The sequence below is a fragment of the Cupriavidus sp. genome, assembly GCF_057315035.1.
The window spans coordinates 65,414-78,491 of sequence record NZ_DBHKYV010000034.1; the positions used below are offsets into that span (position 1 = coordinate 65,414).

A 13,078-nucleotide genomic window follows, 5' to 3' on the forward strand; every position below is an offset into this window, starting at 1 on the left:
GCGGGACGTCACGCCTTGGACACGATTTCAGGCGTCCAGTGCCTGCCGGATATCGGCGATAAAGGCACGCAGCGATGCCACCGCCTGGTCGCGTGGCGCGTCTTCGAGCAATTGCACGAGGCGGCTGCCGATCACCACGGCGTCGGCCACGCTACCGATTGCGCGTGCGGTTTGCGCGTCGCGAATGCCGAAGCCCACACCCACCGGCAGGTTGGCGTGTTGCTTGATCAGCGGCAGGCGCGCGGCCACGCTGTCGAGATCCAGCGTGGCCGAACCGGTCACGCCCTTGAGCGACACATAGTAGAGATAGCCGCTGGCCACCCGCGCCACCGCGGCGATGCGGTCGTCGGTCGAAGTCGGCGCCAGCAGGAAGATCGGATCCATCTGGTTGGCGCGCATCAGCGCGGCAAACGACTCGCATTCCTCGGGCGGATAGTCCACCACCAGCACACCATCCACGCCCGCCGCGGCCGCCGCCTTGGCGAACGTTTCCTCGCCCATGCGTTCGATCGGGTTCGCGTAACCCATCAGCACCACCGGCGTGGTGTCATTGGTCTTGCGGAATTCGGCAACCCATCCCAGCACCTGGGTCAGGGACACGCCTTGTGCCAGGGCGCGCTCGGAAGCACGCTGAATCACCGGGCCATCGGCCATCGGGTCCGAAAACGGCACGCCGAGTTCAATCACATCGGCGCCACCCTCCACGAGCGCCTGCATCAGCGCCACGGTCAGGCCGGGTTCCGGATCGCCGGCGGTGATGAACGGGATCAGGCCTTTCTTCTGCTGCGCGGCCAGTGCCGCGAAAGTCTTCTGGATACGGGACATGTCGTTGGCCATCGGAATCAGATAAGACGCTGCACCGGCGCTGCCTCGTCACTGGCATCGTCGTTGGCAGCCGCCGTGGTCGTTTCGGAAGTATCGGGAGCGTCGGGCTGGATCTGCGCGTACACCGGCTGCGCGGCCGTTACGCGCTCGCGTACCAGCGTCGCATATTGCGGATTCATTTCGTACCCGACAAAGCGCCGGCCATGGCGCACGCAGGCCACCGCCGTGGTGCCGCTGCCCGTGAACGGGTCCAGCACGACGCCACCCGGGGGGCAGCTCGACAGCACCATGCGCTCGACAATTTCCAGCGGCTTCTGCGTCGGATGATCGGCGCGTTCCGGGTCCTGGCGGTGAATGCGCGGCACGCTCCACAGGTCCTTCGGGTTGTAGCCCACCTCGAGCCACTTCTTGCCCTCGAAACGCGGGCGGCTGCGCGCCTTCTTGGTCTCGGCGTCGTACGGAATACGGACCGGATCGAGATCGAAGTAGTAGTCGCGCTGGCGTGCAAAGAAGCCGATATTGTCGTGCACCGACGAGAACTTGCGCGTGGTGCCGCCCATGCTCGGCACGCGGCGGTCCCAGATAATCTCGTTGATCATCGTCAGCCGCTTCTTGAGCATGACAAACAGCTCGGGCGAATATTGCCAGGTGCAGAACAGGTACAGCGTGCCACGCGGCGCCAGCTTCGGAATGATGGCGTCCATCCAGCGTTCGGACCATTCCAGGTAGGCGTCGCCGGACAGCAGGTCGGAATCGTTGCCGTAATCCTTGCCCAGCCCGTAGGGCGGGTCGGCGATGATCAGGTCCACCGAGCCGTCGGCAATCCGCTGGATGCCTTCGAGTGCATCTTCCTGGTACAGGCGTACGGCATTGGTATCGAGGATGTCGAACGGCGCCGCGGCGCCGCCCTCTTCCGCTTGCGACGATGAAGTGTCAGGGGGCAGCGCGCGCATCAGAGCTTCAACCCCGCACGTTCGGCCACGGTGTGCATGTCCTTGTCGCCACGGCCGGACAGGTTCACCAGCAGCAGCTTGTCGCGGCCCAGCGTCGGCGCAAGCTTGCACGCGTAGGCGATGGCATGGCTCGATTCCAGCGCGGGAATGATGCCCTCGATCCGGCAACAGTCGTGGAATGCCTTCAGCGCTTCGTCATCGGTGATCGGCACATACTGAGCGCGGCCGATGTCCTTGAGCCAGGCGTGTTCCGGGCCCACGCCCGGGTAGTCCAGGCCAGCCGACACCGAATGCGTCTCGATGATCTGGCCATTGGCATCCTGCAGCAGGTAGGTACGGTTGCCATGCAGCACGCCCGGCGAGCCGCCGGTCAGCGACGCCGCGTGACGGCCCGTGTCCAGGCCATCGCCGGCTGCTTCCACGCCAATCAGTTCCACATCCTTGTGCTCGATGTACGGATAGAAGATACCCATCGCATTGGAGCCGCCGCCCACGCAGGCGATCACGGCGTCGGGCTGGCGGCCGGCCAGCTCGGGCATCTGCACCTTGGACTCTTCACCGATCACGCACTGGAAATCGCGCACCATCATCGGATACGGGTGCGGGCCCGCCACGGTACCGATAATGTAGAACGTGGTTTCGACGTTGGTCACCCAGTCGCGCATCGCTTCGTTGAGCGCGTCCTTGAGCGTGCGCGAGCCGCTTTCCACCGGCACCACGGTGGCACCCAGCAGCTTCATGCGATAGACGTTGGCAGCCTGGCGGCGCACGTCCTCGGAACCCATGTAGACCACGCATTCCATGCCGAAGCGCGCGGCGATGGTCGCCGTGGCCACGCCATGCTGGCCGGCGCCGGTTTCGGCAATCACGCGCTTCTTGCCCATGCGCCTGGCCAGCAATGCCTGGCCAATCACGTTGTTGATCTTGTGCGCGCCGGTGTGGTTCAGGTCTTCACGCTTGAAATAGATCTGCGCGCCGCCCAGCGTCTCGCTCCAGCGCTGTGCGTGGTAGATCGGCGACGGACGGCCGACGAAATGCTTCAGCTCGCGCTGGTATTCGGCAACGAACTCCGCATCGTGCTGGAAGTGCGCATAGGCTTCGCGCAGTTCGTCCAGCGCGTGGACCAGGGTTTCGGAAACAAAGGTACCGCCATAGGGGCCAAAGTGGCCACGGGAATCGGGCAGGTCGTACATGTCCAGGCTCTCAGGTAACGTCGCGCGCACACCTGGGCGGCGCAACGCAAAAATTCGGAATCGGGCACGGCCGGAGGCGGCCAGGGATGGTGCCGGCCAGGCTTTCGCCTGTTTGCCGGCTGGCTTACCCTGCGTCCGCCAGGCGCACCGCGCGCACGAATGCGGCAATGCGGGCGTGGTCCTTCACACCCTTGGCCGCCTCCACGCCGCTACTGACATCCACGGCATAGGGGCGCACGCGTTCAATCGCACCAGCGACGTTTTGCGCGTTCAACCCACCACTCAAAACGATGCGAGGAGCGTCGCTTGCGGGCAGGCTGGCAGGATTGGGCGGAAGCCATTGAGCAGGAATCAGGGTCCAGTCGAAAACGTGACCGCCTCCGCCATAGCCTTCCACGAAGGCGTCGAGCAACAGGCCGGCGGCGTCACGGTAGTGATCGGCGAATTCTACCAAATCAAGGCCCGCGCGAACACGGGCCGCGCGCATGAATGGCAGCTGGCAGCGCCGAGCGATTTCCGTGCATTGCTGCGGGGTCTCGTCACCGTGGAACTGAAGCAGCGTCAGCGGCACACGCTCGGCCACATGTGCCACTTCCTCGGCATCGGCATTGACGAACAGGCCCACCACCGAGACAAACGGCGGCACCTGCTCGGCCAACGCGGCCGCCCGCGCCACATCCACATGACGCGGACTCTTGTCATAGAACACGAGGCCAATGGCATCGGCCCCCGCATCCACGGCCGCGCGCACATCTTCCGCGCGCGTGAGACCGCAGATCTTGATACGCGTGCGGGCCGGCACGCGGCTGGAATCAGGCGCCATGATCGACATCGTCGGCAAATACTCCGTGGAAGAAGCTGGCGGAACGGTTTGCCTGGGGCAAACGGTATGGCTCAGGATACTTCACGTCCGCCAGATACAGGCCATCGGGCATGAAGGTCGGGGCGGCCTTGCCGCGATTGCGACCGGCCATGACCTCGGCCAGCCATTCGGCCGGGTAACGCCCGCGCCCTACCGCCACCAGGCAACCCATCAGGTTGCGCACCATGTGATGCAGGAATGCGCTGGCGCGAAAGCGCAGGAATACCCAGTCGCCATCGGCCTTGAGCGTTACGTCGTACATGGTCTTGACCGGCGATTTGGCCTGGCACTCCGCAGCGCGGAAGGCCGAGAAATCGTGCTCGCCCAACAGGCAGGACGCGGCGGCGCGCATGGCCTCGACATCGAGTCGCTGGCCCGGTGGCAGCATCAGGTAGCCGGCGCGGCCATGGATCATCGGCACGCGATGCGGACCGGTATAGAGCGCGTAGTAGTACATGCGCTCGAACGCCAGGAAGCGCGCGTGGAAACCTTCATCGACCGGTTCGGCCCACTGCAGTGCGATCGATGACGGCAGGAACGCATTGACGCCACGTACCCACGAGAACTTGTCGCGATTGAGTTCGGTGTCGAGGTGGATCACCTGCCCCAGCGCGTGCACGCCGGTATCGGTCCGCCCGGCCACCGTGGTCAGCAGGCGCACGCCGGCAAAACGCTCGATGGCGTCTTCCAGATGGTCCTGCACGGTATTGCGGTGCGGCTGCGACTGCCAGCCCGAGAAGGCCGAGCCGTCGTAATGAAGTCCGATGGCGATGCGGTTCATGAATATCGTGATGCGCAAAAACAAAATGCGCCGGAAGGGACGCTTCCGGCGCATCGCTTCGGGCACCGCACGCCGCTGAGCTGGCGTGCCGCAAACCCTGCATCATACCGGCCTTTGGGGCAAGCCCCCAAGGCCGTCAACCCGTCAGGCCACGTCGCGCAGCAACGTGCGGGCCTCGGTCTGCAACGGGTCTTCCGACTGGTCGACCACTTCCTGCAGCAGCTCGCGAGCCCCTTCCTTGTCACCGATCTCGATGTAGGCGCGCGCCAGATCGAGCTTGATCTGCATGTCGCGGCTGCCATCCATGCCAGTGGCCGACAGCGTGCTGGCCGACACGCCATGCGTCGACTCGCCATTGCCTTCCGACGTCACACGGGTCAGGTCGATCGGCTCGACCAGCCTGCCGTTCTGGAGCATCGTCGGCGCCGGCAGCGGCACGGTCGATTCGGTCAGCGACGGTACGTCGAACGAGGCTGCCAGCGGAGCCGGCTCCATCACAGCCTGGGCATCCGCATGCGCGCCGTTCACCGGGTTCAGGTCCAGCGACAGGCTCGACATGTCGAACTCGAGCGGACGCGAGCGGGTCGGCGTATCCAGCGCCGGCACGTCAGCGATTTCCGCCGGCATGTTCAGGCTGTCATCGTGGCGCTCATCGAGCACGTCGTCCAGACGTGCCACCGGCTCCGCCTGGAAGTCGTTGCCGAACACCAGCGAGGCCGACTGCGGTGCCACGATGGGCTCGCCCGGCGCCGGCGCCGGGAAGGCGTCGAGCGGCAAGGCCAGGTCCGGCATGGCGGCGGACGCCTGCGGCGCCTGCTGCAGCGTGTGCGCCGGATCCTGCGTGCGCCACTGGTCGGCCACCGGGGTGGTCGTATCGGCTTCCGCGGTAGCGTCCGGTGCGACGGACAGGTACAACGCATTGCCTGGATCCAGCTTGCGGCCCATTTCGGCCACCTGGAGCCAGTCAGCACTTTGTCCGCCTACCTGGGCGAACATTTCTTCTGCAATCACTCGGAAACCTTCCACATCCTGGCGAGTGTTGTAAATCTCCAGCAGCTTCAGGCGAATGGCCTGGCGCTCCGGATTCTGTTGCAACGCTTCACGCAGGATTTCCTCGGCCTGCACGTCGCGCCCGTAGGCGATATACACCTCGGCCTCGGCGATCGGATCCACTTCCGTCGCTTCGGGCGAATTGTTGCCGATGCGGAAGTCAGCGCCGAACACACTGTGCTGCGACGTGTCGACACTCTGGCCACCGGCCGTGCCGAACAGCGAGTGTCCGCCGGCCATGACCGTGCTTTCCTGCGACAGGATGCTGTCACCGAAACCGGTGTTCTCGCTACCCTTCTGCTTCTGGCGGCGGCGATAGTACGCATATCCACCAAGCAATGCAACCAGCACACCGCCGCCGGGCAGCAGCATCGGGTTGCCGAGCAGTTCGTCGACGAACGAGGTTTCGACCGGTACCGGCTGGATGACGGGCGGCTTCTTCTTTGCTACCGCTGGTGCGGAGGCCGGTGCGGCGGCCGCAGGCGTGGAAGCAGCGGCGACTTGCGCGGCCGAAGCAGCAGTTCCCTCGGGGGCCGAGGCCGCCGCAGTGGCGGCCGGTGCGGGTACCGGCGTGGCGGTGCTGGTGGCCTCCGCGGGCTTGGCCGTCTCGGCCGGCACGACGGTCGGCGCCGGTGCGGCAGCGGTGTCGGCTGCCTTGGCCGCCGTAGCGGCTGCGGTTGCTGCAGCCGGGGCCGCGCCTGCCGCCGGCTTGGCGGCTGCCGCCTGGTTGGCCTGGTTGAGTTTGGTCAGCTCCGCATTTTTCAGCTCCATCAGGCGCTGCATGTCGGAGATGTTCTTCTCCAGGTCCGTGACGCGCGACTCGGCATCCTTCAGCTTGCGCTGGTTGGCCACGTCGGCTTCAGCCTGGGCTTGCGCCTTGGCTTGCGCACCCTTCTCGGCCTTCGACAGCTTCAGTTCGTCACGCGGGCCCGCCGACGGCACCGTGGTGTCCTGCACCCGCGCCGTGACGTTGCCCGATTGCTCGCGGCCCGAACCGGCCTCGACCGACTTGGCTGCCGCCGCGGCCGCCAGGCGGCTGCGATAGCTGTCGAAGCCCTGGGTGCGCGCCACCACTTCGCGGCGCGCCTCGCGCGGGCTCACGGACTGGGCCTGCTGGGCGCTCGGCACCTTCAGCACGGCACCAGAGCGGATCCGGTTGATGTTGCCGCCGATAAAGGCATTGGGGTTGTTGCGATACAGGGCCAGCAACATCTGCTCGAGCGAGACCGAATCCTGTCCCTGCGCGGCTTCGCCGGCAATTGCGTAGAGCGTGTCGCCCTGCTGGACCGTGTAGCTACCGTGTGCGGCAGTGCCATCGGTAACGGCAGGTGCGGGGGCGCGGCGCGGCTGGCGGACCGGGGCCGGCCGGGCTTCCGCCGCAGGGGCGGCAGCAGCCGGAGCCGGGGCCGGCGCCACTGCAACCGGAGCCGGCGCGGTGGGCGCCACGTCCGGCGTGGCGGCCTGTACGACGGTAGTCGGTGCGAACGACTGGTTCGACGGCTTGGCGCCAGCCGGATCCAGCAGGAATGTATAGGCACGCGTGACCTTGCCGCTGGACCAGCTCATGTCGACCAGAATGTCGACAAACGGCTCGCTGAGCGGCTGGTTGGAGCGCACGGTGGCCACGTAGCTGCCGTTGGGACGCTTCTGCACGTCGAGCTTCACGCCCGAGATCGCCGGCAGATACGTCAGGCCGGCACGCGAGTAGGCAGACGCCGGGGCCAGCTTGACAGCCAGGCTATCGGCTTCCTCGGCCGAAACACCGGTGATATCGATTTCGGCCTGGAGCGGCTGCCCCAGATTGGACTGTACCCTTAATTGTCCGAACCCCGCGGCGTACGCAGCCGGCTGGGCTAGCAGCAGACCAAGAGCCGTGACGGCCAGCGTTGACCAGCGCTGACGGACAGTAGGCGCATCTTTCCGGCGATGTAGGCTCACACTCACCTTGTGCTCCATTATTTTTTAGTAGCGAAAAAGTTACCCGACCCCAATGGCTGGCTGGCGGACGGACGGCTGGTGCAGACCGGTGATCCCGGTCGTGCCCGCCTCTCGCCCTTTTCGCCTCCCGGTGCACCGGAAACTTCCCGGACGCAGGGTGACGACGACCCCGTGGCCAAGCGCATGCCGGCTGTATTGTGACCCAAGCCCGGGAAAAATAGGAACCCGGATGCAACAACGCCGCGCTGGGGCGCGGCGTTGCAGGTAAAGCGGTGATTTCTGTTGCCTCCCCGCAACGAAGCAGGAAGGCAAGGCGGGCCGGTCAGGCCTCGATCAGAATGCGCAGCATACGGCGCAGCGGTTCGGCGGCACCCCACAGCAATTGATCGCCAACCGTAAAGGCCGACAGGTACTCGCCACCCATCTGCATCTTGCGCAGGCGACCGACCGGAATCGTCAGCGTGCCGGTCACGGCAGCCGGCGTCAGGTCCTTCATGCTGGCCTCGCGCGTATTCGGCACCACCTTGGCCCACTGGTTGTTGGCTGCCAGCATGCCCTCGATCTCGTCCAGCGGCACGTCGCGGCGCAGCTTGATGGTCAGTGCCTGCGAATGGCAACGCATTGCGCCAATCCGCACGCAGAGGCCGTCCACGGCGATCGGGCTGGCGCCCGTGGCACCTACGAAGCCTTCGCCGCGACCCAGGATCTTGTTGGTCTCGGCGCCGCCCTTCCATTCTTCCTTCGACACGCCGTTGCCCAGGTCCTTGTCGATCCAGGGAATCAGGTTGCCGGCCAGCGGCACGCCAAACTGCTTGGTTTCGTCGGCGGACAAGCCGTGCTGGGTCGACAGGATCTGACGGTCGATTTCCAGGATGGCCGAGGCCGGGTTGTCCAGCAGCGGCTTGACCGCGGCATTCAGCGTACCGAACTGCGTCAGCAGCTCGCGCATGTGCTGGGCACCGCCGCCAGAAGCGGCCTGGTAGGTCATCGAGGTCATCCACTCGATCAGGTCATGCTGGAACAGGCCACCCAGGCCCATCATCATGCAGCTGACCGTGCAGTTGCCGCCGATGAAATTCTTGACGCCCTTGGACAGCGCGTCCTTGATCACACCGAGGTTGACCGGATCGAGCACGATGATCGCGTCGTCCTTCATGCGCAGCGACGAAGCGGCATCGATCCAGTAGCCGTTCCAGCCAGCGGCGCGCAGGCGCGGGAACACATCGTTGGTGTAGTCGCCGCCCTGGGCGGTCAGCACCACATCGCACTTCTTCAGTGCCTCGATGTCGTTCGCATCTTTCAGCGTGGATTCATTCTTCGCCATGGCCGGGGCCTTGCCACCAGCGTTGGACGTGCTGAAGAAAACGGGCTCGATATGGTCGAAATCACCTTCTTCCTGCATGCGCTGCATCAGGACGCTGCCGACCATTCCTCGCCAACCGACGAGACCTACAATCATGACTTACCTCGGATGTGATGTGAACTTCCCCGCCATTTTCCTCGCCCGGCGTGGCTGCGCGGGGAAGACGGGCAGGCACGACGAACGATCTAGCGGATCGTTTTTTTGGTAATGGTTTTAATCGTCGTTGCGGTCAGGCCGGACGAATCCATGCCAATCGCGCCGCAGGTAGCGGTACGAGCAGCAAAAGCAGTCAGGAGGGACTGGTGGATACGGGCCATGACGGGAGAGTCTACACGAATTTGCGGCAATGCCGCAGCGGAAATACTGGTGTTTTCTTGCTTTTGAGGGGGAATCTGCGCGCTCTCATGCGTAAGAGCGGGGACGGGAGGCCGGGAAAGCGGCATCAAATTGCGTTGTCGCATCTTGACGCGCCTTACCCTCTCCCCCGGCCCCTCTCCCGCTCCGCGGGAGAGGGGAGACCACATTTGGCAAAGCGATCGCTTACAGCGCGGCCAGCACTGCTTCGCCCATCTCGCGCGTGCCGACCTGCTTGCAGCCCGGCGTCAGGATGTCGCCGGTGCGGTAGCCCTGGGCCAGCACCTTCTTGACGGCGGCCTCGATGCGGTCGGCCTGCTCGGCGCGATTCAGCGAGTAGCGCAGCATCATCGCGGCCGACAGAATCGTGGCCAGCGGGTTGGCCACGCCCTTGCCGGCGATGTCGGGTGCGGAACCGTGCGACGGTTCGTACAGGCCCTTGTTGTTGGCGTCGAGCGATGCCGACGGCAGCATGCCGATCGAGCCGGTCAGCATGGCTGCCTCGTCCGACAGGATGTCGCCGAACATGTTGCCGGTGACGATCACGTCGAAGCTCTTCGGCGCCTTCACGAGCTGCATTGCGGCGTTGTCCACGTACATGTGCGACAGCTCGACGTCCGGATATTCCTTGCTGACATCGATCATGATGTCCTTCCAGAACTGGAACGTCTCGAGCACATTGGCCTTGTCCACGCTGCACAGCTTCTTGCCGCGCTTGGCCGCGGCCTGGAACGCCACGTGAGCGATCCGGCGGATTTCCGGTTCGCTGTAGCGCATCGTGTCGAAGCCTTCGCGGGCACCCTTGAACAGGCCGTCCGGCGCCTCGCGCACACCGCGCGGCTGGCCGAAGTAGATGTCGCCGTTCAGCTCGCGCACGATCAGGATATCGAGGCCAGCCACCAACTCAGGCTTCAGGCTCGATGCACCGGTCAGTTCCGGGTAGCAGATCGCCGGACGGAAGTTGGCGAACAGCTGCAGATGCTTGCGCAGGCCCAGGATGGCCTGCTCCGGACGCAGCGGGCGTTCCAGGCTGTCGTACTTCCAGTCACCCACGGCGCCGAACAGGATCGCGTCGGCTTCCTTGGCCAGCTTCAGCGTGTTCTCGGGCAGCGGGTGGCCTTCGGCCTCGTAGCCGGCACCGCCCACCGGAGCGGTTTCCATTTCGAACTTTTCGTCGAGTGCGTTGAGCACCTTGACGGCTTCGGCAATGATCTCGGGACCAATGCCGTCGCCCGGCAGGACTGCAATCTTCATTTGTCTTCCTAAAGGTTTGTTATCCAACCAGACGATTGGCGAGCCACGGCATCTTCGTCAGGCGCTCGGCCTCGTAGCTCTTGATCTTGTCCTTCTGGCGCAGCGTCAGGCCAATATCGTCGAAGCCGTTCAGCATGCAGTACTTGCGGAACGGGGCGATATCGAAAGAATAGCTGTCGCCGCCCGGCGTGACCACGACCTGGCGGTCGAGGTCGATCGTCAGCTTGTAGCCCGGGAACGCATTGGTCTCGTTGAACAGGTGGTCGACCTGGAGTTCGGTCAGCACCACCGGCAGCAGGCCGTTCTTGTAGCAGTTGTTGAAGAAGATGTCGGCGAAGCTCGGCGCGATCACGGCGCGGAAGCCGTATTGCGTGAGCGCCCACGGTGCGTGCTCGCGCGAGCTGCCGCAGCCGAAATTGTTGCGCGCCAACAGGATCGAGGCGCCCTGATAGCGCGACTGGTTCAGCACGAAGTCCGGGTTCAGCGGACGCTTGCTGTTGTCCTGGCCCGGCTCGCCCACATCCTTGTAGCGCCATTCATCGAACAGGTTCGGACCGAAGCCCGTGCGCTTGATCGACTTCAGGAACTGCTTCGGGATGATCGCGTCGGTGTCGACGTTTTCACGATCGAGCGGCGCTACGAGGCCGCTGTGTACGGTGAACTTTTCCATGATGATGTCCTTACTTCCGGGCCGCGTTTTCGAGCGAGCGTCCGGCAGCCTGCGTGTCCTTGCCCAAACCGGCCATCGTGTTGCAGCCAGCCAGTTGCAGCATGCCCAGGCATGCCAGCAGCGTGATCACGATCTTTTTCATGTTCTCTCTATTCGAAAGTCGTGGTTGACCAATGGTTGACCGGTTGACCGGTTGACCCTTGCCAGCTCAGCCGAGCTTGCGGATATCGACGAAATGGCCTTCGATGGCAGCCGCGGCAGCCATGGCCGGGCTCACCAGGTGCGTACGGCCACCGGCGCCCTGACGGCCTTCGAAGTTGCGGTTCGACGTCGACGCGCAACGCTCACCCGGCTCCAGGCGGTCGGCATTCATCGCCAGGCACATCGAGCAACCCGGCTCGCGCCATTCGAAGCCGGCGGCCTTGAAGACCTTGTCCAGCCCTTCCTGCTCGGCCTGCGCCTTGACCAGACCCGAACCCGGCACCACCATCGCCAGCTTCACGTTCGATGCCACCTTGCGGCCCAGCTTCTGCACCACCCAGGCTGCCGCGCGCATGTCCTCGATCCGGCTGTTGGTGCAGGAACCAATAAACACCTTGTCGATCGTGATCGATTCCATCGGCACGTTCGGCTGCAGGTTCATGTACTCCAGCGCGCGCTCCATCGCGTTGCGCTTGTTCGGATCCTTTTCGCGGTCGGGATCCGGCACACGGTCTTCGATGCTGACGACCATCTCGGGCGAGGTACCCCAGGTAACCTGCGGACGAATCTCCTCGGCACGCAGTTCCACCACCTTGTCGAAGTGGGCGCCGGCGTCCGAATGCAGCGTGCGCCAGTAGGCCACGGCCTGCTCCCACTCCACGCCCTGGGGCGCGTAGGGGCGGTTCTTCACGTATTCGAGCGTGACATCGTCCACGGCCACCATGCCGGCGCGCGCGCCTGCTTCGATGGCCATGTTGCAAACCGTCATACGGCCTTCCATGGTCAGGTCACGAATTGCCGAACCGGCAAACTCCATCGTGAAGCCCGTGCCGCCGGCCGTGCCGATCTTGCCGATGATGGCCAGCACGATGTCCTTGGCGGTGCAGCCGCGCGGCAGCTTGCCTTCCACCGTGATCAGCATGTTCTTGGCCTTCTTGCCCAGCAGCGTCTGCGTGGCCAGCACGTGTTCCACTTCCGAGGTGCCGATGCCATGCGCCAGCGCGCCGAACGCGCCGTGCGTGCTGGTGTGCGAGTCACCGCAGACCACGGTCATGCCGGGCAGCGTGGCACCCTGCTCCGGCCCGATCACGTGCACGATGCCCTGGCGATGATCGTTCATCTTGAACTGCGTGATGCCGTAGGCGTCGCAGTTGGTGTCCAGCGTGTCGACCTGGAGCTTCGAGATCGGATCGGCAATGCCTTGCGTGCGGTCGGTGGTCGGCACGTTGTGGTCCGACACGGCCAGGTTGGCGCTGATGCGCCATACCGGACGCTCCGCCAGCTTTAGTCCCTCGAAAGCCTGCGGGCTCGTGACTTCATGCAGCAGGTGTCGGTCGATGTAGAGCAGCGTGGTGCCGTCTTCCTCGACGTGGACGGTGTGGTCATCCCAGAGTTTGTCGTAGAGCGTCTTGGCCATGATGCGGGGGGCAGACCGTCCGTTCGTACCCATCGGAGACGAACGGCGCGAATCCGCGCGGTTGTTTGCAGGGGAATTGTTTTCCGGATGCCTTCGCGGGCAAGCAGGTTATTTTGCTGCTTTTCCGGACGCGCCGGTGATTGCTTGACATCGCAAGCGATTATGCCATGTGCGCCAGCCGCCGACGGGCCGGCCAGACCACCCGGGCGGCGGTCAT

The 13,078-nt window shown here is 64.7% G+C and carries 12 protein-coding genes; all 12 read right to left on the bottom strand.

Annotation, left to right across the window (positions count from 1 at the left end):
- Positions 1–27: 27 nt before the first annotated feature.
- Complete coding sequence (trpA, locus tag ACO550_RS29810) at positions 28–825, bottom strand: tryptophan synthase subunit alpha (protein WP_315596970.1); 798 nt, start codon at positions 823–825, stop codon at positions 28–30.
- A gap of 17 nt (positions 826–842) precedes the next feature.
- Positions 843–1,778 carry a site-specific DNA-methyltransferase gene (locus tag ACO550_RS29815; RefSeq protein ID WP_315596971.1) on the bottom strand — a complete coding sequence of 312 codons (936 nt, stop codon included), beginning with the start codon at positions 1,776–1,778 and terminating at the stop codon, positions 843–845.
- Complete coding sequence (trpB, locus tag ACO550_RS29820; protein ID WP_315596972.1) at positions 1,778–2,971, bottom strand: tryptophan synthase subunit beta; 1,194 nt, start codon at positions 2,969–2,971, stop codon at positions 1,778–1,780. Before trpB ends, ACO550_RS29815 begins: the two co-directional genes overlap by 1 nt.
- A 124-nt stretch (positions 2,972–3,095) precedes the next feature.
- Positions 3,096–3,794, bottom strand: coding sequence for a phosphoribosylanthranilate isomerase (locus ACO550_RS29825; RefSeq protein WP_315596973.1), 699 nt, complete (start codon positions 3,792–3,794; stop codon positions 3,096–3,098).
- Positions 3,784–4,614, bottom strand: a complete 831-nt coding sequence (gene truA, locus ACO550_RS29830) for a tRNA pseudouridine(38-40) synthase TruA (protein ID WP_315596974.1) — start codon at positions 4,612–4,614, stop codon at positions 3,784–3,786. Before truA ends, ACO550_RS29825 begins: the two co-directional genes overlap by 11 nt.
- Positions 4,615–4,758: 144 nt before the next feature.
- A complete protein-coding gene (locus tag ACO550_RS29835; protein ID WP_315596975.1) occupies positions 4,759–7,608 on the bottom strand; it encodes a FimV/HubP family polar landmark protein in 2,850 nt (949 codons plus the stop codon).
- Between the two features lie 316 nt (positions 7,609–7,924).
- Positions 7,925–9,061, bottom strand: a complete 1,137-nt coding sequence (gene asd / locus ACO550_RS29840; RefSeq protein WP_315596976.1) for an aspartate-semialdehyde dehydrogenase — start codon at positions 9,059–9,061, stop codon at positions 7,925–7,927.
- Positions 9,062–9,150: 89 nt separating this feature from the next.
- On the bottom strand, positions 9,151–9,426 hold the full coding sequence (locus ACO550_RS29845; RefSeq protein ID WP_315596977.1) for a hypothetical protein: 276 nt from the start codon (positions 9,424–9,426) through the stop codon (positions 9,151–9,153).
- A 79-nt stretch (positions 9,427–9,505) separates the two neighbouring features.
- Positions 9,506–10,573 (bottom strand): 3-isopropylmalate dehydrogenase, encoded by a 1,068-nt coding sequence (leuB, locus tag ACO550_RS29850; protein ID WP_315596978.1) that lies wholly within the window; start codon positions 10,571–10,573, stop codon positions 9,506–9,508.
- Between the two features lie 19 nt (positions 10,574–10,592).
- A complete protein-coding gene (leuD, locus tag ACO550_RS29855) occupies positions 10,593–11,243 on the bottom strand; it encodes a 3-isopropylmalate dehydratase small subunit (RefSeq protein WP_315596979.1) in 651 nt (216 codons plus the stop codon).
- 10 nt (positions 11,244–11,253) lie between these two features.
- A complete protein-coding gene (locus tag ACO550_RS29860) occupies positions 11,254–11,385 on the bottom strand; it encodes an entericidin A/B family lipoprotein (protein WP_315596980.1) in 132 nt (43 codons plus the stop codon).
- Between the two features lie 66 nt (positions 11,386–11,451).
- Positions 11,452–12,861 carry a 3-isopropylmalate dehydratase large subunit gene (gene leuC / locus ACO550_RS29865; protein WP_315596981.1) on the bottom strand — a complete coding sequence of 470 codons (1,410 nt, stop codon included), beginning with the start codon at positions 12,859–12,861 and terminating at the stop codon, positions 11,452–11,454.
- Between the last annotated feature and the right edge of the window lie 217 nt (positions 12,862–13,078).

Bases quoted from the DNA above. Each gene is read 5' to 3' on its own strand.
- trpA (WP_315596970.1), bottom strand. From the start codon at position 825: ATGTCCCGTATCCAGAAGACTTTCGCGGCACTGGCCGCGCAGCAGAAG.
- ACO550_RS29815 (WP_315596971.1), bottom strand. From the start codon at position 1,778: ATGCGCGCGCTGCCCCCTGACACTTCATCGTCGCAAGCGGAAGAGGGC.
- trpB (WP_315596972.1), bottom strand. From the start codon at position 2,971: ATGTACGACCTGCCCGATTCCCGTGGCCACTTTGGCCCCTATGGCGGT.
- ACO550_RS29825 (WP_315596973.1), bottom strand. From the start codon at position 3,794: ATGGCGCCTGATTCCAGCCGCGTGCCGGCCCGCACGCGTATCAAGATC.
- truA (WP_315596974.1), bottom strand. From the start codon at position 4,614: ATGAACCGCATCGCCATCGGACTTCATTACGACGGCTCGGCCTTCTCG.
- asd (WP_315596976.1), bottom strand. From the start codon at position 9,061: ATGATTGTAGGTCTCGTCGGTTGGCGAGGAATGGTCGGCAGCGTCCTG.
- ACO550_RS29845 (WP_315596977.1), bottom strand. From the start codon at position 9,426: ATGCGACAACGCAATTTGATGCCGCTTTCCCGGCCTCCCGTCCCCGCT.
- leuB (WP_315596978.1), bottom strand. From the start codon at position 10,573: ATGAAGATTGCAGTCCTGCCGGGCGACGGCATTGGTCCCGAGATCATT.
- leuD (WP_315596979.1), bottom strand. From the start codon at position 11,243: ATGGAAAAGTTCACCGTACACAGCGGCCTCGTAGCGCCGCTCGATCGT.
- ACO550_RS29860 (WP_315596980.1), bottom strand. From the start codon at position 11,385: ATGAAAAAGATCGTGATCACGCTGCTGGCATGCCTGGGCATGCTGCAA.
- leuC (WP_315596981.1), bottom strand. From the start codon at position 12,861: ATGGCCAAGACGCTCTACGACAAACTCTGGGATGACCACACCGTCCAC.